Origin of the sequence: Amycolatopsis sp. NPDC058986 (assembly GCF_042741125.1) — a bacterium.
Lineage (GTDB): Bacteria > Actinomycetota > Actinomycetes > Mycobacteriales > Pseudonocardiaceae > Amycolatopsis.
The window spans coordinates 19,855-40,965 of sequence record NZ_JBHYJW010000062.1 but is presented as its reverse complement, the minus strand read 5'-3'; the positions used below and the strand labels follow the sequence as shown (position 1 = coordinate 40,965).

Annotated in this window: 21 protein-coding genes and 1 riboswitch; of the genes, 9 read left to right on the top strand and 12 right to left on the bottom strand. The window is 70.4% G+C overall.

Going from position 1 to position 21,111, the window contains the following annotated elements:
- Positions 1–5: 5 nt before the first annotated feature.
- The 4 genes from cobC to ACFW0G_RS37300 are packed head-to-tail and all read right to left on the bottom strand — an operon-like array spanning position 6 to position 4,957.
- Positions 6–1,025, bottom strand: a complete 1,020-nt coding sequence (gene cobC, locus ACFW0G_RS37315; protein WP_378330214.1) for an Rv2231c family pyridoxal phosphate-dependent protein CobC — start codon at positions 1,023–1,025, stop codon at positions 6–8.
- Positions 1,018–2,370 (bottom strand): cobyrinate a,c-diamide synthase, encoded by a 1,353-nt coding sequence (locus ACFW0G_RS37310; RefSeq protein WP_378330213.1) that lies wholly within the window; start codon positions 2,368–2,370, stop codon positions 1,018–1,020. Before ACFW0G_RS37310 ends, cobC begins: the two co-directional genes overlap by 8 nt.
- On the bottom strand, positions 2,364–2,978 hold the full coding sequence (cobO, locus tag ACFW0G_RS37305; RefSeq protein ID WP_378330212.1) for a cob(I)yrinic acid a,c-diamide adenosyltransferase: 615 nt from the start codon (positions 2,976–2,978) through the stop codon (positions 2,364–2,366). Before cobO ends, ACFW0G_RS37310 begins: the two co-directional genes overlap by 7 nt.
- On the bottom strand, positions 2,978–4,957 hold the full coding sequence (locus ACFW0G_RS37300; RefSeq protein WP_378330211.1) for a putative cobaltochelatase: 1,980 nt from the start codon (positions 4,955–4,957) through the stop codon (positions 2,978–2,980). Before ACFW0G_RS37300 ends, cobO begins: the two co-directional genes overlap by 1 nt.
- Before the next feature lie 76 nt (positions 4,958–5,033).
- On the opposite strand from ACFW0G_RS37300, the gene cbiE reads away from it, so the two are divergent.
- The 5 genes from cbiE to ACFW0G_RS37275 all read left to right on the top strand — a co-directional run bounded on the left by cbiE (position 5,034) and on the right by ACFW0G_RS37275 (position 11,526).
- On the top strand, positions 5,034–6,203 hold the full coding sequence (gene cbiE / locus ACFW0G_RS37295; protein WP_378330210.1) for a precorrin-6y C5,15-methyltransferase (decarboxylating) subunit CbiE: 1,170 nt from the start codon (positions 5,034–5,036) through the stop codon (positions 6,201–6,203).
- On the top strand, positions 6,200–6,961 hold the full coding sequence (cobM, locus tag ACFW0G_RS37290) for a precorrin-4 C(11)-methyltransferase (protein ID WP_378330209.1): 762 nt from the start codon (positions 6,200–6,202) through the stop codon (positions 6,959–6,961). The genes cbiE and cobM overlap by 4 nt, the downstream gene beginning before the upstream one ends.
- Positions 6,962–7,029: 68 nt before the next feature.
- Positions 7,030–7,755 carry a cobalt-precorrin-6A reductase gene (locus ACFW0G_RS37285; RefSeq protein WP_378330233.1) on the top strand — a complete coding sequence of 242 codons (726 nt, stop codon included), beginning with the start codon at positions 7,030–7,032 and terminating at the stop codon, positions 7,753–7,755.
- Positions 7,748–8,398, top strand: a complete 651-nt coding sequence (bluB, locus tag ACFW0G_RS37280; protein WP_378330208.1) for a 5,6-dimethylbenzimidazole synthase — start codon at positions 7,748–7,750, stop codon at positions 8,396–8,398. Before ACFW0G_RS37285 ends, bluB begins: the two co-directional genes overlap by 8 nt.
- Positions 8,399–8,430: 32 nt before the next feature.
- Positions 8,431–11,526, top strand: a complete 3,096-nt coding sequence (locus ACFW0G_RS37275; RefSeq protein ID WP_378330207.1) for an arabinosyltransferase domain-containing protein — start codon at positions 8,431–8,433, stop codon at positions 11,524–11,526.
- Positions 11,527–11,696: 170 nt separating this feature from the next.
- On the opposite strand, the gene ACFW0G_RS37270 is transcribed toward ACFW0G_RS37275, so the two are convergent.
- Genes ACFW0G_RS37270 through ACFW0G_RS37260 form a run of 3 tightly spaced genes read right to left on the bottom strand, consistent with a single transcriptional unit; the run spans position 11,697 to position 13,362 of the window.
- Positions 11,697–12,167 carry a hypothetical protein gene (locus ACFW0G_RS37270; protein WP_378330206.1) on the bottom strand — a complete coding sequence of 157 codons (471 nt, stop codon included), beginning with the start codon at positions 12,165–12,167 and terminating at the stop codon, positions 11,697–11,699.
- Positions 12,168–12,176: 9 nt separating this feature from the next.
- On the bottom strand, positions 12,177–13,091 hold the full coding sequence (locus ACFW0G_RS37265; RefSeq protein WP_378330205.1) for a hypothetical protein: 915 nt from the start codon (positions 13,089–13,091) through the stop codon (positions 12,177–12,179).
- Positions 13,081–13,362, bottom strand: coding sequence for a hypothetical protein (locus ACFW0G_RS37260; RefSeq protein ID WP_378330204.1), 282 nt, complete (start codon positions 13,360–13,362; stop codon positions 13,081–13,083). The genes ACFW0G_RS37265 and ACFW0G_RS37260 overlap by 11 nt, the downstream gene beginning before the upstream one ends.
- 128 nt (positions 13,363–13,490) lie before the next feature.
- Between ACFW0G_RS37260 and ACFW0G_RS37255 the strand changes: the two genes are divergently transcribed.
- Positions 13,491–14,009 carry a hypothetical protein gene (locus ACFW0G_RS37255; RefSeq protein WP_378330203.1) on the top strand — a complete coding sequence of 173 codons (519 nt, stop codon included), beginning with the start codon at positions 13,491–13,493 and terminating at the stop codon, positions 14,007–14,009.
- A 91-nt stretch (positions 14,010–14,100) separates the two neighbouring features.
- Here the strand turns inward: ACFW0G_RS37255 and ACFW0G_RS37250 are convergent, their stop codons facing one another.
- Genes ACFW0G_RS37250 through cobG form a run of 3 tightly spaced genes read right to left on the bottom strand, consistent with a single transcriptional unit; the run spans position 14,101 to position 17,377 of the window.
- Positions 14,101–15,612 (bottom strand): precorrin-2 C(20)-methyltransferase, encoded by a 1,512-nt coding sequence (locus tag ACFW0G_RS37250; RefSeq protein ID WP_378330202.1) that lies wholly within the window; start codon positions 15,610–15,612, stop codon positions 14,101–14,103.
- Entirely contained in the window at positions 15,609–16,232 is a 624-nt protein-coding gene (locus tag ACFW0G_RS37245) for a precorrin-8X methylmutase (RefSeq protein WP_378330201.1), read from the bottom strand. The genes ACFW0G_RS37250 and ACFW0G_RS37245 overlap by 4 nt, the downstream gene beginning before the upstream one ends.
- Positions 16,229–17,377 carry a precorrin-3B synthase gene (gene cobG / locus ACFW0G_RS37240; protein WP_378330200.1) on the bottom strand — a complete coding sequence of 383 codons (1,149 nt, stop codon included), beginning with the start codon at positions 17,375–17,377 and terminating at the stop codon, positions 16,229–16,231. Before cobG ends, ACFW0G_RS37245 begins: the two co-directional genes overlap by 4 nt.
- A 98-nt stretch (positions 17,378–17,475) precedes the next feature.
- Here cobG and ACFW0G_RS37235 point away from each other — a divergent pair, with 98 nt between their 5' ends.
- The 3 genes from ACFW0G_RS37235 to ACFW0G_RS37225 are packed head-to-tail and all read left to right on the top strand — an operon-like array spanning position 17,476 to position 19,508.
- Complete coding sequence (locus ACFW0G_RS37235) at positions 17,476–18,411, top strand: ABC transporter ATP-binding protein (RefSeq protein ID WP_378330199.1); 936 nt, start codon at positions 17,476–17,478, stop codon at positions 18,409–18,411.
- Positions 18,408–19,259, top strand: a complete 852-nt coding sequence (locus ACFW0G_RS37230) for an ABC transporter permease (RefSeq protein WP_378330198.1) — start codon at positions 18,408–18,410, stop codon at positions 19,257–19,259. Before ACFW0G_RS37235 ends, ACFW0G_RS37230 begins: the two co-directional genes overlap by 4 nt.
- A gap of 9 nt (positions 19,260–19,268) precedes the next feature.
- On the top strand, positions 19,269–19,508 hold the full coding sequence (locus tag ACFW0G_RS37225) for a helix-turn-helix transcriptional regulator (RefSeq protein ID WP_378330197.1): 240 nt from the start codon (positions 19,269–19,271) through the stop codon (positions 19,506–19,508).
- Positions 19,509–19,510: 2 nt separating this feature from the next.
- On the opposite strand, the gene ACFW0G_RS37220 is transcribed toward ACFW0G_RS37225, so the two are convergent.
- Together ACFW0G_RS37220 and ACFW0G_RS37215 are read right to left on the bottom strand one after the other, a co-directional pair.
- Positions 19,511–20,428 (bottom strand): hypothetical protein, encoded by a 918-nt coding sequence (locus tag ACFW0G_RS37220; protein WP_378330196.1) that lies wholly within the window; start codon positions 20,426–20,428, stop codon positions 19,511–19,513.
- Positions 20,429–20,438: 10 nt separating this feature from the next.
- Complete coding sequence (locus ACFW0G_RS37215; protein ID WP_378330195.1) at positions 20,439–20,897, bottom strand: hypothetical protein; 459 nt, start codon at positions 20,895–20,897, stop codon at positions 20,439–20,441.
- Positions 20,898–21,030: 133 nt separating this feature from the next.
- Positions 21,031–21,100: riboswitch (cobalamin riboswitch) on the top strand.
- Positions 21,101–21,111 lie beyond the last annotated feature (11 nt).

Below are 21,111 nucleotides of genomic sequence, written 5' to 3'. Positions count from 1 at the left end.
AGGGCTCACCGAACGCGACGGAGAATTTCGAGGAAGGCATCGGTCGTGGCGCGATCCCGGACCGCGAGCCGCAGGTGGTCCGGCCCCAGCCCGGGAAAGGTGTCGCCGCGGCGGACGGCGTAACCCATCTCGCGCAGCCGCAGCCGGACGTCCGCCCCGCCGGGGACACGGATGAGGACGAACGGGCCGCGCGGGTCGCCGAGCACGTCGATCCCGGCCTCGGCCAACCGGGACACGAGGTATTCCCGGTCGGCTTCCGCCGCCACGGCCAGCTTTTCCGCCTCCTCCAGCGCGGCGGGGCGGCAGCAGGCGACCGTGGCCACAGCGGCCAAAGTGGACACTGACCACGGCGGCTGGACCGCGCGCAGCCGCGAGATCAGCGACGGCTCACCGAGGACGTAGCCCGCTCGTAGCCCGGCCAGCCCCCACGTCTTGGTCAGGCTGCGCAGCACCACCACGCCCGGAATCCGCTCTCCGGCAACGCTTTCCTCCTCGCCGGGGATCGCGTCGAGGAACGCCTCGTCCACCACGAGCACCCGCCCGGGGCGCGCCAGCGAACGCAGCGTGGACGCCGGATGCAGCACCGATGTCGGGTTCGTGGGGTTGCCGACGAAGACGAGATCAGCGTCTGGGGAAACCGCACCGGGGTCCAGTCGATAACCGTCCACTGCGGACAGTACGACGCGTTCGACGTCGTGCCCGGCAGCCCGCAACGCGGCCTCAGGTTCGGTGAACTGCGGATGCACCACCGCGGCGTGACGTGGTTTAAAGGCCGACGCGAGCAGTGTGAACGCCTCCGCGGCCCCAGCGGTCACCAGCACGTCCTCCGGGTCGCGCCCATGACGTCGCGCGACGGCTTCCGTGGCGGGCGCGGCATCGGGATAGGCGGCCAGATCGTCCAGCGCGGCGGCGAGTTCGGCACGCAGCCACGGTGGCGGCGCCGGGAGCCGGACGTTCACCGCGAGGTCGACGAGGCCGTCGCCGACCTCGCGATCGCCGTGATGATGGAGGTCGTACTCAGTCATGAGCCGCGACCAGGGCATGCCTGTGGACGTGCGAGGCGAAACGGTCCGCCAGCGCCGGATATCCGGCCCAGTGGACGTGCAGATACGAGGCGTGCAGGTTGGGCGAGGCAAAGCCGTCGAGCACGCGGTCCCAGCCCCACGCGGCGGTGTCACCGTGCGCTGGGGCGATTTCGGTGCGGTGGAACTCGTGGCCGGTGACGCGCTGACCGGCCACGGCGAGCACGTTGTCGGCGACCGCGACAGCCTTGCGGTAGCCGAGCTTCCCACGTTTCGTCATGACCGCCGTGGCATCGACGGCGCCCACCATGGGCATGTCGTCCAGCGAACGGCACAGGTACAGCAGGCCCGCGCATTCCGCGCTCACCGGCATCCCCTCGCCGATCGCGGCGGCGACCTCCGCGCGAAGCTCCACATTGGACGAAAGCTCGGCGGCGTGCACCTCCGGGAACCCGCCGCCGAAGTAGAGCCCCGCGCACCCCGGCGGCAAAGCCTTGTCCTGCAAGGGGTCCACATCGACGACGTCGATTCCGCGAGCGGCCAGGAGTTCGGCGGTTTCGGTGTAGCGGAAGGTGAAGGCGGGGCCCGCCGCCACGGCGATCGTGGCACGCGGGCCGTCGTGCTCCGGCCCCGGACTCCACGACTCCCCCGTCAGCGCGGGCGCCCGGTGCGCGACCCGCACCACGGCGTCGAGGTCGACACCGCCGGCGACCCACGAGGCGAGTTCCGGCAGCACGCGCCGCGACTCCGAGGCCCGTTCCGCGGCGGGGACGAGGCCGAGGTGACGGCTCGGGGCGTGGATGGAATCGTTGCGGCGCAAGGCACCCAGCAGCGGCACACCGGTCGCCTCCAGCGCGGTGGCGATTTCGTCCTCGTGCCGCTGCGAGCCCAGCTTGTTGAGGATGACCCCGGCGAGCCGGACGCGGGTGTCGTAGTTCGCGAAGCCCAGCACGGTCGCGGCCACGCTGCGGCTCGCCGCCGAGGCGTCGACGACGAGGATCACCGGAGCGTCGATCAGGCGCGCGACATGCGCCGTCGACGCGTAGCCCTCGGTACCGAGCGCGCCGTCGAACAGGCCCATGACGCCCTCGATGACGGCGATATCCGCGCCCGAGGAACCGTGACGCAGCAAGGGAACCAGCTGCTCCTCGCCCTGCAGGAACGGGTCGAGGTTCCTGGCGGGGCGGCCGGTGGCGAGCGCGTGGTAGCCCGGGTCGATGAAGTCCGGGCCGACCTTGTGCCCGGACACCCGATGCCCCGCCGCGCGCAGGGCCGCCATCAGCCCGGCCGCGATCGTGGTCTTGCCGTGCCCCGAACCGGGCGCGGCGATGACCACTCTCGCTACCATTCGATGCCCCGCTGGCCCTTTTGCCCCGCGTCCATCGGGTGTTTCACCTTGGTCATCTCGGCGACCAGATCGGCGGCCTCGATCAGTTCCGGCGGCGCGTAACGGCCGGTGATCACGACATGCTGATGACCGGGCCGGGACTCCAATGTGGACACCACGTCGTCCACCGCGAGCCAGCCCCATTTGAGCAGATAGCTGAATTCGTCGAGCACGTAGAAGTCGTGGGTTTCCGCGGCGAGGCGACGTTTGATCTCCGCCCAGCCTTCCCTCGCGTTTTCGGCGTGGTCCTCTTCGGTGCCGGACTTGCGCGTCCAGCTCCAGCCCTCGCCCATCTTGTGCCATTCCACCGGTCCGCCCTGGCCGGTGTCCTCGTGCAGTTTCCCGAGCGCGCGGAACGCGGCTTCCTCCCCGACTCGCCATTTCGCCGACTTCACGAACTGGAACACGCCGATCGACCAGCCCTGGTTCCACGCGCGCAGCGCCATTCCGAACGCCGCGGTCGACTTCCCCTTCATCTCGCCGGTGTGCACGGCGAGCAGCGGCCGGTTGCGGCGCTGGCGGGTGGTGAGGCCGTCCTGCGGGACGACGGCGGGTTTTCCTTGCGGCATCAGGCAGCCCTCCCGGACGTGCGGGCGCGCACCGCGCCGGCGAGCGCGTCGGCGGCGACCTCGGTGAGCGGAACGTGGTCGGCGCCGAGGTGGTCGGCGAGTTCCGCGGCGAGTCCCAGCCGCATCTTGCCGTTTTCGCAGTCCATCACGACCGCGGTGACGTCGGCGAGCAGCCCGGCGGCCGCGTGCGAACGCGCGACGGCGTCGGCGCCGCTGGTGGCACGCCCGTCGGTGACCACGATCAGCAGCGGACGCCGGCGGGGATCACGGATCGCTTCGACACGCAGGACTCGTGCGGCTTCAAGGAGTCCTTCGGCCAGTGGGGTACGGCCACCGGTGGGAAGTTCGTCCAAACGGGACGCCGCGGCGTCGACGCTGATGGTGGGCGGCAACGCGAGTTCCGCACCACCGCCACGAAAGGTCACCATGCCGACCTTGTCCCGGCGCTGATAAGCGTCCAGCAGCAGGGAAAGCACCGCGGTCTTGACCTCGCGCATGCGGGCGCGGGCGCCCATCGAGCCGGACGCGTCGACGCAGAACAGCACGAGATTGCCTTCCCTGCCTTCACGCCGGGCGAACCGCAGATCCTGTTTCCGCACGCGCAGTCCGCCACCGTCGCGGCCCCGTGCCCGCTGGTGCGGAGCGGCCGCGCGGACGGTCGCGACCAGATGCGGACGCCCCTCGCGCACGCTCGACGGCTGCACGCCGATCGTCCGGCCGTTGTCGGTGATGGCCCGCGAACGCCGTCCGCGCTCCCCCTCGCCGGTACCCTTGACCTCGAAAGTCCTTGCGCGGAAAGCCTTTCCGGCGCGCTCGGCCATGCCGTGCTGCCGCTCCCCGCCGGGCCGGCCGCCGGTGTCACCCTGCTGGGCGTCACCGCTGGGTCCGCCCGTCGCGTCCTCAGTGGACGGTGGCGTCGATCCGGAACCCGGCCCGTCATCGTCGGGCCCCTCCGGTGGTCCTGGTTCGTCGGGTTGCGCGTCCTGCAACGCCTGTTCGAGCTGCTCCTCGGAGATTCCCGGCGCGTCGAAGGGATTCCGGCGGCGCCGGTGCGGCAGGGCGAGCCGCGCCGCCACCCGGATGTCCTCTGTGGACACTTCGTCGCGGCCCGCCCACGCCGCGTGCGCGACGGCGGTCCGCGCGGTGACGATGTCCGCCCGCATCCCGTCGACCTCGAACGACGCGCACACCTCGGCGATCTGCCGCAGCGCCTCGTCCGTGAGCTTCACCGAGGGCAGAAGCCGTTGCGCCGCTTCGATGTCCGCCGCCAGCCGCGCGTCCTCATCGGCGTACTCCGCGGCGAAGGCATCCGGATCCGCCTCGTAGGCCAGCCGCCGCCGGACGACCTGGACGCGCTGTTCCGGGTCACGACTGGAGGCGACCTCGACGGTGAGCCCGAACCGGTCGAGCAGCTGCGGGCGCAGCTCGCCCTCCTCCGGGTTCATCGTGCCGATCAACACGAACCGCGCCGCGTGCGACACCGAGACGCCCTCGCGTTCGACCGTCGCGCGGCCCATCGCGGCGGCGTCGAGCAGCGCGTCGACGAGGTGATCGTGCAGGAGGTTGACCTCGTCGACGTAGAGCAGCCCGCGATGCGCCGCGGCGAGCAGACCCGGCTGGTAGTCGGTGATTCCCTCGGAAAGCGCGCGCTCCAGGTTCAGCGAGCCGATCACCCTGTCCTCGGCCGCGCCGACCGGCAGCTCGACCAGCCGCGCGGGCCTGCGATGTGCCGCGGCGCCGTCGTGCGGGCCGTCCGGACACGCCGGATCGGGTGAAACCGGGTCGCACGAGAAGCGGCAGCCGTCGACGACGTCGACGCTCGGCAGCAGTCCGGCGAGCGCACGCACCATGGTCGACTTCGCGGTGCCCTTTTCCCCGCGCACCAGCACTCCGCCGACGGCGGGCGAGATCGAGGAGAGCACCAGCGCCAGACGCAGGTCCGGCATCCCGACGACGGCGGTGAACGGGTACGGCTTCAACGGCGCTCCTCGCGGCTGGCGACTCGGCTTCCGGCCGATCATCGCACAGGAGCGGGGTCGACTAGCCTGCCTCAGCGTGCGCGAAAAATCACCCTTCCCCGTGGTCGGTATCGGCGCCGACGGCTGGAGCGGCCTGTCCGAGGAGGCCAGGACCATTGTGCTCTCGGCCGACGTCGTCATCGGCGGTGCGCGGCAGCTCGCCTACCTGCCGCCCGAGGTGGAAGCCGACGCCGTCGAGTGGCCCGCCCGCCTGCTGTCCAAGCTCGACGGCTTCCTCGCCGAGTACTTCGACCGCCGGATCTGCGTGCTCGCCAGTGGTGACCCGCTGCTGTCCGGTATCGGCACGACGCTGATCGAGCGCGGTTACGACATCCAGGTCCTGCCGACGCTGTCGTCGGTGACGCTGGCCCGCGCACGGCTCGGCTGGTCCGCCGAGCAGACCGAGGTGGTTTCGGTGGTGGGCCGCGACATCGAGCGTGTCGGGCTGGCGCTGGCCCCGGGGCGGAAGGTGCTCGTTCTCGGCGCGAAGGCCACCGCGCTGCGGAAACTGCTGAAGTCGCGGAAGTTCGCCAAGAGCACGTTACGGGCGTTGGAAAATCTCGGTGGCCCCGACGAGCGGATCTCCGACGGCTGGGAGCACGACCCCGGGCCGCTGACGGTGTTCGCGATCGACTGCGTCGGCACCCCGGGGAAGATCCTGCCGCTGATCGGCCTGCCGGACGACGCGTACGAACACGATGGTCAGATCACCAAACGCGACCTGCGCGTTTCCGCGCTGGCCCGGCTCGCGCCGTCGCCCGGCGAACTGCTGTGGGACGTCGGCGCGGGCGCGGGCAGCATCGCGATCGAATGGTCGCGCATGCACCCGCTGAACCGCGCGATCGCGATCGAGGGGGTCAGCTCGCGGGCCGACCGCATCGAGCGCAATGCCTACAAGCTCGGCGTCCCCGGACTGCGAGTGGTCTGCGGGCTGATCCCGGAAGCGCTGGTGCCCCTGCCCACGCCGGACGCGATCTTCATCGGCGGTGCCCTGACGACTCCCGATCTGATCACCGGCTGCGTCGAAAACGCGTCGCGGATCGTCGCGCACGCGGTGACGCTGCAGGGCGAGTGGGTGCTCGCCGACGCGCACCGGCGGTACGGCGGCGAACTGACCCGGATCTCGGTGCAGCGCATCGAACCGCTCGGCCACTACGACGGCTGGAAGCCGTCGCGGACCGTGACCCAGTGGTGCAAGATCAAGTGACCGTGCACTTCATCGGCGCCGGACCGGGCGCCGCGGACCTGATCACCGTACGCGGCCGTGATCTGCTGGCCCGCTGCGACGTCTGCCTGTACCCGGGCAGCATGACGCCGCCCGACCTGCTGGAGTACTGCCCTCCGGAGGCAGTGGTCATCGACACGGCGAACCTGTCGCTGGACGAGATCGTCGCGCGAATGGTCTCGGCGCACGAGGGCGGTCACGACGTCGCGCGGCTGTGCTCGGGCGATCCGTCGCTGTACAGCGCTGTCGCGGAGCAGATGCGACGTCTCGACGACGCCGGCGTGCCGTACGCGATGGTGCCGGGCGTACCCGCCTTCGCGGCGTCGGCGGCGGTACTCGGGCGGGAGCTGACGGTGCCCGAGGTGGGCCAGAGCCTGATCATCACACGGGCGCAGGCGCGGTCGACGTCGATGCCGTCGGGGGAAACGCTGGCGAACTTCGCGGTCAGCGGGGCGACACTGGCGCTGCACCTGGCGATCAACCACATCGAGCGGGTGTGTGCCGAGCTGATCCCGCACTACGGGGCGGACTGCCCGGCGGCCGTCGTCGCGCTTGCCACCCAGCCCGGCGAGACCGTCGTGCGGGGGACGTTGTCCGACATCGCGTCGCAGGCGCGGGCGGCCGGGATGACGCGCGCGGCGACGATCTTCGTCGGCCGGGTGCTCGCCGCTGAGGGCTTCCCGGACAGCTTCCTCTACTCGGCCACCCGGGACCGCCGCTCCCAACCGGACTCCCTGTGAGTGACCCGAATGTCTCTGAAGGCCACCTTGAGGGACTTGAGTTCCCTGAAGGTGGCCTTCAGAGACCGCTGCTGATCCTGGGCGGGACGGCGGAGGCGCGGGAGCTGGCCGCCGAGCTGGTGGAGCGTGAGGTGCGGGTGGTGTCGTCGCTGGCGGGGCGGGTGGCACGGCCCCGGCTGCCCGAGGGCGAAGTGCGCGTCGGCGGCTTCGGCGGTGTCGAGGGGCTCGTGCAGTGGCTACGGGACAACGACGTCAGCGCTGTCGTGGACGCGACGCACCCCTTCGCCGAGCGCATCGGCGCGAACGCCGCCGAGGCCACGCGACGCACCGGCGTCCCGTTGCTGCGGCTCGCACGTCCCGGCTGGCAGCGGCAGCCCGGCGACGTCTGGCACTGGGCGGACGACCTCGCCGACGCCGCCGCGCGGCTCCCCGCGCTCGGCCGCCGGGTGTTCCTGACCAGCGGACGGCAGGGGCTCGCGGCGTTCGCCGGGCTGGACGGCCTGTGGTTCCTCATCCGCTGCGTCGACCCGCCCGAGCCGCCGCTGCCGCGCGAGCACGAGATCCTCCTCGATCGCGGACCGTACACAGTGGACTCCGAACGGTCGCTGCTGCGCGAGCACCACATCGACGTCCTGGTCACAAAGGACAGCGGCGGCACGCACACCGATGCCAAACTCCGCGCGGCGCGGGAGCTCGGGCTGCCCGTGGTCGTGGTCCGCAGGCCGCCGCGCCCGGAGGCCGAGACCGTCGGCACCGTCCGCGAAGCCGTCGAGTGGGTGCTGAACCATGACTGAGTTGGACGCGTTCTACGAGACGCTCTACCGCCGCCGGGACGTCCGCGGCGAGTTCACCGGCGCCCCGATCGACGACGACGTCCTGCACCGCATCCTGTCCGCCGCGCACGCCGCGCCCAGTGTCGGGCTCAGCCAGCCGTGGGACTTCGTGCTGGTCCGCGACGTCACCACCCGCGAGGCCTTCGCGAAGCACGTCCACGACGAGCGCGAGATCTTCGCCGCGTCGCTCGACAAGGACCGCGCCGGGGCGTTCCAGAAGATCAAGATCGAAGGCATTCTCGACGCCACGCTCGGCATCGTCGTCACCTACGACCCGGCGCGCGGAGCGCCGGACGTGCTGGGCAGGCACGCCATCGCCGACGCCGGGCTGTACTCGGTGTGCCTCGCGATCCAGAACCTGTGGCTCGCCGCGACCGCGGAAGGCCTCGGCGTCGGCTGGGTCAGCTTCTACCGCGAACCGTTCCTGGCCGATCTGCTCGAGATCCCCGGCGGCATCCGCCCGGTCGCCTGGCTGTGTGTCGGGCCGGTGACCGCGCTCGCCGAGGTCCCGGATCTCGAACGCCACGGCTGGCGTAGCCGCAGGCCCTTGACCGCGGCTTTACACCACGAACGTTTCACCCCGCGTGACCCGGGGTCGGCGTAACACGGCCGATCAGACCCATTAGCGTTGCGCCGATGCGGTTGATCGCTGTGACGCTGGGGTTGCTCTCCGCCTTGTGCGCGCTGGCTTTCCCCTTCCTGCCGGTGGTGCAGGACACCGCGGAGGTCGTCTGGCCGACAGGCAACGACACCCGCTCCGTCAACGCGCCCTTGACCGGGTACTGGGCCGAGGACATGCGCGTCGCGCTGCCGTGCGCCACGATCCACTCGCTGGACGCGCGCACCAACGGCCCCGCACTGCTGTTCGCCACCGTGCCGGACGGGCGCACCGACCCGCGCGCGGGCAAGGGCGTCGGCATGCAGGTGCGCGTCGACAACGGCGTGCTGCTCGCGTCCAGCCACGGCCAGCAGATCGTCCAGCAGCCACTGCCCTCGCAGGGCTGCGACGTGGCGGTGCATTCCGACGCGACGCAGATGACCATCTCCGTCGCCGGCACTCCGGTGTTCCACACGACCGGAGACGTCCGGCCGCGGGTGGTCGGCATCTACTCCTCGATCAACTCCGGCCGCGACCCGATCGCCGGGCTGCACGTTTCGGTCGTCCCGGACACGCGCTACCAGACCTCGCCGACCACGCTGAAGATCATCGTCGGCATCCTCGCGGTGATCTCCATGATCGGCTGCATGATCGCGATCTGGCGGCTCGACTCCGGCTTCGCGAGACGGGCGCCGCGCTGGGCGCCGGTCGGCTGGTGGCGGCTGACCGCCCGCGACGCGACGGTGTTCGCCGCGCTCGGCGCGTGGGTCTTCATCGGGCCGGTGACCTCGGACGACGGCTACATCCTCACGATGGCCAGGGTCACCGAGCAGACCGGTTTCCTCACCAACTACCACCGCTGGTTCGGCGTCGCGGAGGCGCCGTTCGGCTGGTTCTACCACGTCTACGAGCTGATGACGCACGTGTCCACGGTGCCGCCGTGGATCCGGCTGCCGTCGTTCCTGCTCGGCTGCCTGTCCTGGCTGCTGATCAGCCGCGAGGTCATGCCCCGGCTGGGCACCCAGGTCCGCACGAGCCGCGCGGCGGGCTGGGCCGCGGCGGCGGTGTTCCTGGTCTGGTGGATGCCCTACAACAACGGCGTCCGGCCGGAGCCGGTCGCGGCGCTCGGTTCGCTGCTGGCGATCTGCGCGGTCGAACGCGCGCTCGTCACGCGCCGTCTGCTGCCGCTGTGCCTCGGGCTGACCGCTGCGGCGTTCACCCTGGCCGCGACGCCGACCGGGCTGATCGCCGTCGCGCCGTTCCTCGTCGCCGCCCGGCCGCTGTTCAAACTGCTGCGCCAGCGCGCGGAGAACGGCTGGACGACGGTGCTCGCGCCGGTCGCCGCGGCCGGGTTCCTGGTGCTCGTCGTGATGTTCGCGGACCAGACGTTCGCCACCGTGCAGGAGGCGACCCGGCTGCGCGCCCAGGTCGGCCCGAACCTGTCGTGGTTCCAGGAGTTCGCGCGCTACCAGCTGCTGTTCGAGAGCCTGCCGGACGGCTCGGCGCCGCGCCGCTTCCCCGTGCTGCTGGTGCTGCTGTGCACGGTGACCTGCCTGGTCGTGCTGCTGCGGCGCGGCCGGATCCCCGGCGCGTCGCTCGGCCCCGCGCGGCGGCTGATCGGCACGACGGCGTTGTTCTTCCTGTTGCTGGCGCTGACCCCGACCAAGTGGACCCACCACTTCGGCGCGTTCGCCGCGGTCGGCGCGTCGATGGCGGCGCTGACCGCGCTCGCGACCAGTTCGACCGTGCTGCGGTCGAAACGCAACCGCGCGGCCTTCCTCGCCGGGCTGCTCGTGGTCGGCGCGCTCGCCGCGACCGGCCCGAACACGTACTGGTTCGTCTCGCGGCTCGGGGTGCAGTGGACCAGCGTCGCGCCGTCGATCGGCGGGATCCCGCTGTCGACGATCCTGCTGGTCGCGGCCGGGATCGCCGGGGTGTACGCGTTCGTCGAGAACGTCCGCGCGCATCGGCCCGGCGCGTTGGTCGGGCCGCAGGAAAGACGGGGGCGCGCGCTGAAGCTGGGCTCGCTGTCGCTCGTGGTGGTCTGTGGCCTGGTCGCCGGCGGCGAGTTCGTCACGATGGCGTGGGCGATGCACAACCAGGCGGGCAGCTACAGCCTCGGCGCGGCCAACTTCGGGCACCTGTTCGGCAAGAGCTGCAACCTCTCCGACCGCGTCATGGTGGAACGCGACGCGGCCACCAGCATCCTGCACCCGCAGACCGAGCAGCGGACCGTGCCGCCCAAGACCACGCCCCCGCCGCCGAACTCGCCGCTGCCGCCACCCGAACCGGACAACGGCCGCGTGCAGACCGGGTTCCACACGCGCCCGGTCGACGACAAGGACCCGCTCGCCGAGCCGCCGCACGGATTCACGCCGGACCAGGTGCCGATGTGGTCGAGCTACCTCGACCAGGAGACACGCGCCGGACGACTGCGCAGCGACTGGTACGCACTGGCCGAGAAACCCGCCGACGGGCAGATCGTCGTCGCCACGGCGGGCGCGGCGAAGCGGCCGACGTCGGTGAGCCTCGACTACGGCGTCAACACCCCCGCGGGTGTCAAGGTCCTGCGCAGCCAGTTCGTGCTGCCGCCCGGCGCGGGCACCGGCAGCTGGAACGACACCCGCATCAACCTGCGCGACCTGCCGCCCGAGACGAACGCGGTACGGATCAACATGGTCGACGACGACCTCACCGAGGACGGCTGGATCGCCGCGTCGGCCCCGCGCGTCCCGACGTTCACCACGCTCACCGAGAAGATCGGCGACAAACCGGTCTACGTCGACTGGCCCGCGTCGTTCGTCTACCCGTGCGTGAACCCGGTGACCTCGCACGACGGGATCTCCGCCATGCCCGCCTACCGCATCACGGCGGGCCGCCTCGCCGACGAAGCGGACTGGGCGGCCAGCCCGAACGGCGGCCCGACCGGCTGGCTGGAGGAGGTCGCCAAGGAACCCGAGGTGCCGAGTTACCTGATCGGGCAGCCGTATCAGTCGTGGGGCCAGCTGCTGCAGATCGAACCGTTCACCGAGGGCATCGCGCCGACGGTGCTCCACGGCGAGAAGACCGTCCCCGGCTGGTGGTCCCCCGGCCCCGGCCCACGCCAGCCCAACGGCAAGGACGCGACGCGGTAGTTCTCGTTTCTCCGGGGCGCTTCTGTGTTGCGCCCCAATGTGGCGTTCGGTGCTCCGCCCTTGCCCCCACCACCACCCTCAACGGAGACGCTTCGCGTCCAGCCTTACCGCACGCACCCAATGCCACATTGGGGCGTTCGAGCCGCCTCGGGAGCGGAGCCGGAAGCGGGTCAGGAGAACCAGTCGCGTTCCGAGAGGTCTTCCTCCTCGTCACCCTCGTCACGACGGTGCCGTCCCGGACGCGGCGGAGCGGCCCGGCCGCCCGGGGCCTCAGCGGCGGGCGGAGCGGAGCCGGGTTCGATTTCCTCCGCCTGGCGGACGGAGGCGTCCAGCGCGGCGACCACGCCGGGGTCGCGATCCAGCTTGCCCTGCAGGTAGTCGGTCCAGCCGAACTCGCCGCGTTCGACGCGCCGCGCCAGCTCCCGCCATTCCGGCGGCGCCTTGTCGCTCGACGCGTACTGCTTCATCATTTCGGCTTCTTCGGGCGTCACCGGACGTTCGTTCGACTCGACCTCGTAGAGCGTCCGGTCGGCTTCCGCCATGGCCGTCTCGGCCTGGTCCGCGGCGTCGTCGAGCGTGTGCTCGGCGGCGACCATGTCGTCGGTCTTCCAGTTCAGCGCCCAGTTCGGCAGCTGTGCCATGGTCTCCCCCTAGTGTGCTTCCTGGCCGTATTTGTCGAGATCGCCGAGCTTCTTGTCGATGTCCTTGGCGGAGTCGTCGACCTGCTTCCGCTTTTCGTCCATGTCCTTTTTGGCATCCCGGAACTGCCTGCCCAGCTGCACCGCGTCGTGGGTGTTGTTGACCTCGGGCACTTTCCCGATGGCTTCCTTGATCGTGTCGATGTTCTTCAGGTAGCCCTCGATGCCCTGGACCAGCTTCTTGAGCGAGTCGTACAGCCCGATCACCGTCTGGATGAGACTGACGATTTCCTGCGCCTCGTGAACATACGGCGTGTCTTCGAAACCGCTCGCGACCCAATCGAAGATCGACCACAGCTGACCCCAGCCGGGAATCACCTTCTTGGCCAGTTTTCCCAGGAGATCGAAGATCTTCTCGAGCAGCTGGACACCCCGGGTGGCGAGTTTGATCGAGACGTCAGCGAGTTTGTCGAACCCCTTCTTCATCCATTTGCAGCACTGTTCCGCGACATAGAGCGCGCCCGTCCAGACACTTTGGACGAGGCCGTTGAACGCGTCCGCCGCCTCGCCCTGCCAGTCGGTCTCGACGAGTTTCGCGCTGTTCTGGCCGAGGTTCCCGGCGATCGTCCAGTACATGTCCCCGGTGGTGGCCCACGCGTCGCCGTTGGCCCTGATCCGGTTGAAATCCCCGGTCAGCGGCTTGATCAGCAGGTCGAACAGATCCTTGTCGCCGGTGCCGACCATCGGCCCGATGATGTGCTGGTAGATCCAGTTGACCGCGCCCGCGATCGGGAAGTTCCCGCTGACCACGTCCCCGAGATGAGTGGTCGCCACCTCGGGCACCTTGGGGTTGATCGCTTCGACGTCCTTCCAGTCGCCGTAGACGTTCGGCGTGCTGTCGTAGGCGGTCGCCATGTCAGGAGCCACCGCCCGCTTCCGTGACCGTGCCGGCGGCCTGGTAGTCGACCTCGCCATAGGCGTGTGCCGCGGTCTGGACTCCCATGGCCAGGCCGCACAATTTCTCGTCGAACTGCTTGTTCACTTCGACGCACACGCTGTTGAGCAGATCCATCGCCGCCTGCAGTGGTTCGAGCAGCCCGGTGAAGCCGGATTTGTTGGTCGGCTCGTCTCTGATGTACGACTGCACGGTGGAAAAGTCGTCGGCGACGGCAGTGAGATAAACGCCGAACTCGTACATCCGCGTAACGTGGCTTTTCACGTGAATCCCCTTGTCGGCGGCCCCTTTCGGCGCAGTATGTGCACCCGCCGACAGGGTGTCAACTCGAAGTCCGACGCCGATTGGCGCGGGCTGTTAGCATCCCCGGCATGCTGAGGGTCGATCGCGCTTTCGCCGCCGGGATACTGGGCTTGTCGCTACTGTGCGCGTCGTGTTCCGGCGATTCGGGAACGGCGACCACACCGAGCGGTTCCGCGTCCTCGCCCGCTTCGAGCACGCCGGCCAATCCCGGATCCAAGCCGGATTGCGCCACCCTGGTGACCCAGCAGGAGGCCCAGTCCGCCGTCGGCAAGCCGCTGACCAGGGACGAGACCACCACCAAGCCACCCACCGCCTGCGGCTATTCCACTTCGGACGGTGGGCTGGTCGGTATCCGCTATCTGACGGTGTTCCCGGTCGGGCAGGGCGTCGCGACCAAGTTCGAGGGCCGCGCCGCGCTGCTCGGCGACTCCTCGCAGAAGCAGCCCCCACAGTGCGCGCTGTACGTGCAGCTGGGCAGCGGCCCGGACACGCTGGCCGTCACGGTCCGGGCCATCGCGAACCCCGATCTCTGCTCGGCGGCGAAGAGCCTCGCCCACACCGCGCTCTCCCGGCTGCCCGCCGCCTGACAAATACCCGTTCGAGTGATTTCCCGACGCGAGCTGAAGGGGACTTTCCTCGCATGCGATGCGAGGAAAGTCCCCTTCAGCCCAGCCCGGGCTAGTAGCTGCGGGGCGTCCAGACGAACCCGTCGTCCACCCTGGTCTTCGACGAACCGACGATCAGCAGGCAGCGCATGTCCACAGTGGACGGATCGAGCCCGCCCAGCGTCGTCACGCGGACGTCCTCCTCCGGCCCGCCGACGTCACGGGCGACGACGACCGGAGTGTCCGGGGACCGGTGCCGCAGCAGCACATCGCGGGCGTCCGAGAGTTGCGTCTTCCGGGTGCGCGAGGCCGGGTTGTACAGCGCCAGCACGAGATCCGCGGCACCGGCGGCGTCGAGCCGGCGTTCGATGATCTCCCACGGCTTGAGGCGATCGGACAACGAGAGCACGCAGTAGTCGTGCCCTAGCGGGGCACCGACCTTCGACGCGGCGGCCTGCGCGGCGGTCACACCCGGCACGATCCGCACCCGCACCCCGGCGCCGTGCCCTGCCGACACCTGCTCCAGCACGGCGGAGGCCATCGCGAACACCCCGGGATCACCGGAGGACACCACCGCGACCCGCGCTCCCCCGGCGGCCAGTTCGAGGGCCTCGACGGCCCGGTCGGCCTCGACGCGGTTTCCCGACGCGTGCCGTTGCTGGCCCGCGCGCTGCGGGACGCGGGCGACGTAGGGGCCGTATCCCACGATGTGCTCGGCGGCCGCCAGTTCGGCTTCGGCCTCCGGGGTCAGCCACCGCGGCCCCGCCGGGCCGAGCCCGACCACGACCACCTCACCGCCGGTGACCTGCTCGGCAGGCGGCGCAGGGGTTTCCGCGGGCTCACCGTCCACACGGGACGCATAGGCCGGGCTGGGCAACAGGGCCAGTGAGAAGTACGGCACCGACTCGGGGTCGACGTCCGCGAACGGCGCCACTCGCTGCTGTCCCCAGGTCGCGCGTTCGATGTACCAGGCGTCGTCGAGTTTCCCCGCCTCGGCCAGCGCGTCACGCACGTTGCCGAAGGTCCGGCCCAGCTTGAGTACCGCGGCGGCCTCGGTGTCGGCGAGGCGCCGGGCGAGTTCCGGCGCGGGCAGCGTGCCGGGCAGCACGGTGAGCACCTCGTCGCGTTGCACCAGCGGACGACCCAGCACCGACGACGCCGCGCTCACGGACGTGACGCCCGGGACCACGGTCGCTTCATAGCGCCCGGCGAGCCGCTCGTGCATGTACATGTACGAGCCGTAGAAAAACGGATCGCCCTCGCACAGCACGACGACGTCGCGCCCGGCGTCGAGGTGTTCGGCGAGCCGTTTCGCGCTCAGCTCGTAGAAGTCCGCGATCGCGCCCTCGTACCCGCCGGGGTGATCGGTGGTTTCGGTGGTGACCGGGTAGACCAGCTTCTCCTCGATCTGCCCCTCGCGCAGGTAGGGCTGGGCGACCGAGCGCGCGATACTGCGGCCGTGCCGCGCGCTGTGGTAGGCGATCACATCGGCCTCGTTGATCAGCCGCGCGGCCTTGACCGTCATGAGTTCGGGGTCGCCGGGGCCGAGGCCGACGCCGTACAGCTTTCCCAAGGTGACGCTCATTCGACGACGCTCGCGAGTGCGTTGATCGCCGCGACCGCCATGGCACTGCCGCCCCGCCGTCCGTGCACGACCAGATACGGCGCGGGCGCGTGCTTCGCCAATTCCACTTTGGACTCCACAGCGCCGACGAAGCCGACCGGGACGCCGATGATCGCGGCAGGCGCCCCGATACCCTCGTCGAGCAGTTCCAGCAGCCGGAACAACGCGGTCGGCGCGTTCCCGATCGCCACCACGGACCCGGGGAGTTTGTCCCGCCACAGCTCCAGCGCGGCGGCCGACCGCGTGGTGCCCAGCCGCTCGGCGATCCCCGGCACGCTCGGATCGTCCAAAGTGCACAGAACCTCGTTGGCGGCAGGCAGCCGTTTGCGGGTCACCCCGCTGGCGATCATCTTGGCGTCGCACAGGATCGGCGCTCCGGCTTCCAGTGCCGCGCGGCCCGACTCGACGACGTCGAGCGTGTACCGCAGGTCGTCGACCAGATCGACCATCCCGCAGGCGTGGATCATCCGCACCGCGATGCCCGCGACGTCGTCGGGCAGGATCGCCAGATCCGCCTCCTCGCGGATCGTGGCGAACGAGTGCCGGTAGATCTCGGCCCCGTCCCGGAGGTAATCGATCACGTGTTTCCCTTTCGTACCGCCATTTCGCCCAGCTGCTCCACCGGGACCCAGGTGCCGTCGACACGGTAGCCGCCCTCGACGGCCACGACGTCGAGATGTGACCGGGACGGCTTCCCGCAGCGTCGCTCACACCCCGAAACGTGCGCCCGCACATCGCCGGGCAACCGGACGGCGTCGGCACGGACGTCGGCACGGGACTTCGCGCAGCCGGGACGTCCGACGCACGCGCTGACCCCCAGCCGCGGATCGGCCGGATCGGTCAAGAACCCCGCCCCCGCCAACGCTTTCCGCGCGTTCGCGCCGACCCCTGGCAGCACGATCGTGCGCCATGGCGTCACCACGGCGTGCTCCGCGACGTCGGCCAGCAGGCGCAGTTGCGTGGCCGTCAGCTGCCCGAAGCGCGGGGCCGCCCCGATCGCATCGCCGTCGTTCCCCTGCACCGCGCCGATCCGGTCGTCCGGGGCGCCTTGCCATGACGTCGGAGCCGTGCGCGTACCGAAGTCCAAGGCCAAGAGCAGCGTCGAGGGATCGTCGAGTTCCCCGACCCGCCAAGCGGTTTCGCGCGTCTCGGCGAACGCGGCCGCGAGCGCCACCAGCGCGTCGACAGCGCTTTCGCGCGACACACGCACACCGGTGTCCTCGCCGGCGAGTAGCACCGCGCCTTCCTCGGCGCTGACGGCGATCCAACAGACGTCCGGTGCTTCGCCCGCGACGTCGCCCCGGCCGTCATCGAAGGCGAAGAGGAACCGGCCGGGCAGCGAGGCCAGGTCCGGCCGGGCGCAGACGGCGTCGTCCAGCGCTGCGGCGAGCCCGCGTACGTCGGCGAGCCCACCGGAGATCCCGCTCCACGGCGAGGCGAGGACATTCCGCACCCGCTCATGCGTCAGCGAAGGCAGCAACCCGGCGTCGCTCAACCGCGACTGGAGCCCGGGGCGGATCACCGCCCGGAGCTGGACGTTGCCGCGCGAGGTCAGGTGGACGTCGCCGTCGCCGCACGCGGTGGCGGCGTCGGCGAGGGCACGCAGCTGCGCCGGGGTCACGGCCCCGCCGGGCAGCCGGACCCTGGCCAGCGGGCCGTCCGCGGCGTCGTGGGTGGCGAAAACCCCGGGGCACGCGTCGGCTCGTACCCGCGCACGGATGGACATGGCGCTCACTCTAGCTGGCGCACCCCTGAGCACTGCTCGGATGATATGTAGTAGGTGTGCTACATTCGATCGCAGTACTGAGATGGGGGTGAGGACAGATGAGCCATGACGCCGGCGACGTGATCCACGTCGAGGGCCTGCGCATGCGGTACGGGACCAATGACGTGCTGCACGACGTCGCCTTCCGGGCGGGCAAAGGGGAGGTGGTCTGTCTGCTCGGGCCGAACGGGGCGGGCAAGACGACCACGATCGAGATCCTGGAAGGCTTCCGGATGCGTTCGGCGGGCGCGGTGTCCGTGCTCGGCGTGGATCCGGCTCGCGGGGGCGAGGACTGGCGGGCGCGACTGGGGGTCGTCCTGCAATCCTGGCGTGACCACGGGAAATGGCGGGTGCGGGAGCTGCTGGCACATCTCGGTGAGTTCTACGCGCCGTACTCGACGACGTCGATCCGGCGGCCATGGGACACCGACGAGCTGGTCGACGCCGTCGGGCTCACCGAACACGCGGGCAAGAAGATCCGGATGCTCTCCGGCGGGCAGCGGCGGCGGCTCGACGTCGCGATCGGCATCGTCGGCCGCCCGGAACTGCTGTTCCTCGACGAGCCGACCGCGGGCTTCGACCCCGAGGCGCGGCGAACCTTCCACGACCTGGTGCACCGTCTCGCCGACGACGACATCACGATCCTGCTGACCACTCATGACCTCGATGAAGCGGAGAAACTGGCCGACCGGATCCTCATCCTGGCCGGCGGCCGGATCGTCGCGGACGGCTCGGCCGATCAGCTGTCGCGGCAGATCGCAGGGGAGTCGGAGGTTCGCTGGACGCGCGAGGGCCAGCGCTTCGTGCACGCCACCACCGAGGCGACCAAGTACGTCCACGAGCTGTTCAAGCAGTACGGGGACGCGATCGGCGACCTGGAGGTCCGCCGGGCCTCGCTCGAAGACACGTACATGACGCTCGTCCGCCAGGCCGAGGCGGGCGACGAGCCCGTGGCCGCGCTGGACTTCGCCGGCCGGAAGGTGAGGGCGCGATGACCCCGCTCAACATCGCCACGCGAGCCGGTCTCCGGCGTGGCCTGATCGAGTTCCGGCAGACGCTGACCAACAAGGAGGACCTCGCCAACCTGACCATCCCGACGTTGATCTTCATCGTCGTCATGGTCTTCATGCGGGGCGCGAAACTGCCGGGAACGGACTTCTCCCTCGGCTCCGCCACCGTGCCCAGCGTGCTCGGCGCCGGGGTGCTCTTCAGCGGCCTGACCGGGATGGCGGGCGCGCTGTCGGTGGAACGGGAGGACGGCACGCTGCTGCGGGCCAAGGCGATCCCGAACGGGATGCTCGGCTACCTCATCGGCAAGGTCGTGTCGATCTCCTGCGGGGCCGTCCTCGGCATCGTCGTGACGCTGGTGCCCTCGCTGTTCCTGTTCGACGGCCTCGCCACCGGCGGGCTCGCCTCGTGGCTGACCCTGCTGTGGGTACTGGCGCTCGGCCTGCTCGCCGCACTGCCGCTCGGCGCGGTCTTCGGCGCGCTGGCCAGCAGTCCCCGCAGTATGGGGTTGCTGATGATCCCGATCATGGGCCTCGGCGCGATCTCCGGGGTCTTCTACCCGATCACCGCGCTGCCCGAATGGCTCCAGTACATCGCGCAGGTGTTCCCGATGTACTGGCTCGGTCTCGGCATGCGCTCGGCGCTACTGCCGGACAGCGCGGTCGTCGTGGAGATCACGCAGTCCTGGCGTCCGTGGGAGACCCTCGGCGTGCTGGTCGTGTGGTCCGTGATCGGATTGACGCTGGCCCCTATCGTGCTGCGCAGGATGGCGCGGCGCGAGTCCGGGTCGTCGGTGGCGGCACGACGGGAAAAGGCGATGCAGCGAATTGGCTAGGGCAGCAAAATGAGCGAGGTCGTCTACAACCGCATCGCGATGCTGCGCGCCGAGCGCAACATCTCGCGACGTCAGCTGGCCGAGGCGCTGGGCGTGCACTACCAGACCATCGGCTACCTGGAACGCGGCGAATACAGCCCGAGCCTCTATCTCGCGCTGAAGATCGCGGAGTTCTTCGAGGTGGCGGTGGAGGTCATCTTTTCCACCGCGCCCTTCCCTCGCATCGGCGACCGCGAACGCTCCGCCTGAGCTCAGCTGCCCGGCTTCGCCTCGGTCAGCGCCCGCACGACGTCGGCGCGGCGGGTGGCGGAATCCCGCACCGTCCGGCTCATCTCGACGTGCAGGAACACCGTCCCCGCCGCTGCGGCCGCCTTGCCCTGCACATTGGTCTTGGCCTCCAGCCCGGGGCAGGTCTGTGCCCAGCCCGGGCACACCACGAAGTCATGGGCGATCAGGCGGTCCGCGGCGCGGAACGCCGGGTCCCCCGCCTTGCCCGCCCCGGTGGACAGCACGATGTCGGTGCCGGGCTGGCTGTCGTCGTCGAAGCCGTGCAGCTGCACCTGCGCGAGCTTGCGCGCCATCAGCGTCGTCGCGATGACGTGGAACATCGAGCTCTCCTCGTGTGCCACGTCGGCCTTGCCGCCACCCGCCTTCCGGTGCGCCCCGGCGATCATCAGCACCGCGCCGGGCACCTGCCGGAACTGGTCGAGCCCGGCGAGTTCGGTGTGCAGGTCGAACGCCGGATGCGGGACCTCGACCACCAGGGACGGCGGCGCCGAACGATCGATGACGTACATTCCCCACGCCCGCTCGGTGCCGGACTCGTTGACCGCGATCGTGTAGGGCCGACCGGTCTTCGCGTCGACGCCGTCCCGCACCGAGAAGCCGAGACCGTCCAGCGCACTCGACGTCGCGTGGCCCGCATCGAGCACCTTGGTGAAGCCCTCCTGCCCCGCGCGACGCTCGGCGGCTCCCGGCGGACGATAGGGCTGACCGGCGGAAAGCGCGCCGGTGAAGTCCGCGACCAGCGAGTCGAGCGACGCGGCGGAGGAATGCGCGACCGGTGTCGGCGTCTCGCTCTCGCCGCGGACGAGGACCACGGTCGTGGCCAGGCCCAGTGCGAGGACTGCGCCGGTCACGCCGAGCAGTAGCCGGGTGCGCCCCATCATCTCGCCGAGTCTAACGGCGCCGCACGCACCACTGGCCGGTAGCGGGCAGTACGACCAGCATCAGCATGGCGACCGCGGGGAGCACCATCAGCGGCCCGACCACCAGATAGGTGATGCCGTCCTCGCCGAATCCACCGAGCAGCAGAGAAAACACCACGACGCTGATGACCCCCTGCAGAACGATCAGCGCGCCCCCGGCCGAGACCAGCCACCGCCCCACCGGGCTGCGCAGGAACAGCAGCACGGCGCCCGCCACGAGCGTTACCAGTTCGAGCACACAAGCGGTGACGTGCAACGCCAGGCTGTACGGGTACTTCGCGCCCTGGAGCAGGAAATCCATGTTCTTGTAGATGCCCCACCAGGTCCATGGCAGGCACACCAGGGCAAGCACCGCGGTGGTGATCGCGGTGCCGCCACTCGGGGGCCGCACGGCAGCGCCCGGGTACGCGGGCTCTTGGGGGTGGGTCATGTCGCCGAATCTATCGAGGAGCGGCGTCGCGGGCGGTGGGCCGTCCGGAAGCGGACAGGGCCGTCGAGCACATCACCTTGACGCACGGGGGCGCACACCGGAGAGTGAGAGCGCACCCACGCGTCGGCAGGTGGAGGAACCCGGTGGAAGTCCGGGACGGTCCCGCCACTGTGACCGGAGAGGTCTCCGGGAGTCAGGAACTCCGGCAGGCGCG

Excerpts from the sequence above, each read along its gene's own strand:
- cobC (WP_378330214.1), bottom strand. The coding sequence starts at position 1,025 with ATGACTGAGTACGACCTCCATCATCACGGCGATCGCGAGGTCGGCGAC.
- ACFW0G_RS37310 (WP_378330213.1), bottom strand. The coding sequence starts at position 2,370 with ATGGTAGCGAGAGTGGTCATCGCCGCGCCCGGTTCGGGGCACGGCAAG.
- cobO (WP_378330212.1), bottom strand. The coding sequence starts at position 2,978 with ATGCCGCAAGGAAAACCCGCCGTCGTCCCGCAGGACGGCCTCACCACC.
- bluB (WP_378330208.1), top strand. The coding sequence starts at position 7,748 with ATGACTGAGTTGGACGCGTTCTACGAGACGCTCTACCGCCGCCGGGAC.
- ACFW0G_RS37275 (WP_378330207.1), top strand. The coding sequence starts at position 8,431 with ATGCGGTTGATCGCTGTGACGCTGGGGTTGCTCTCCGCCTTGTGCGCG.
- ACFW0G_RS37270 (WP_378330206.1), bottom strand. The coding sequence starts at position 12,167 with ATGGCACAGCTGCCGAACTGGGCGCTGAACTGGAAGACCGACGACATG.
- ACFW0G_RS37260 (WP_378330204.1), bottom strand. The coding sequence starts at position 13,362 with ATGTACGAGTTCGGCGTTTATCTCACTGCCGTCGCCGACGACTTTTCC.
- ACFW0G_RS37255 (WP_378330203.1), top strand. The coding sequence starts at position 13,491 with ATGCTGAGGGTCGATCGCGCTTTCGCCGCCGGGATACTGGGCTTGTCG.
- ACFW0G_RS37250 (WP_378330202.1), bottom strand. The coding sequence starts at position 15,612 with ATGAGCGTCACCTTGGGAAAGCTGTACGGCGTCGGCCTCGGCCCCGGC.
- cobG (WP_378330200.1), bottom strand. The coding sequence starts at position 17,377 with ATGTCCATCCGTGCGCGGGTACGAGCCGACGCGTGCCCCGGGGTTTTC.
- ACFW0G_RS37235 (WP_378330199.1), top strand. The coding sequence starts at position 17,476 with ATGAGCCATGACGCCGGCGACGTGATCCACGTCGAGGGCCTGCGCATG.
- ACFW0G_RS37230 (WP_378330198.1), top strand. The coding sequence starts at position 18,408 with ATGACCCCGCTCAACATCGCCACGCGAGCCGGTCTCCGGCGTGGCCTG.
- ACFW0G_RS37225 (WP_378330197.1), top strand. The coding sequence starts at position 19,269 with ATGAGCGAGGTCGTCTACAACCGCATCGCGATGCTGCGCGCCGAGCGC.
- ACFW0G_RS37220 (WP_378330196.1), bottom strand. The coding sequence starts at position 20,428 with ATGATGGGGCGCACCCGGCTACTGCTCGGCGTGACCGGCGCAGTCCTC.
- ACFW0G_RS37215 (WP_378330195.1), bottom strand. The coding sequence starts at position 20,897 with ATGACCCACCCCCAAGAGCCCGCGTACCCGGGCGCTGCCGTGCGGCCC.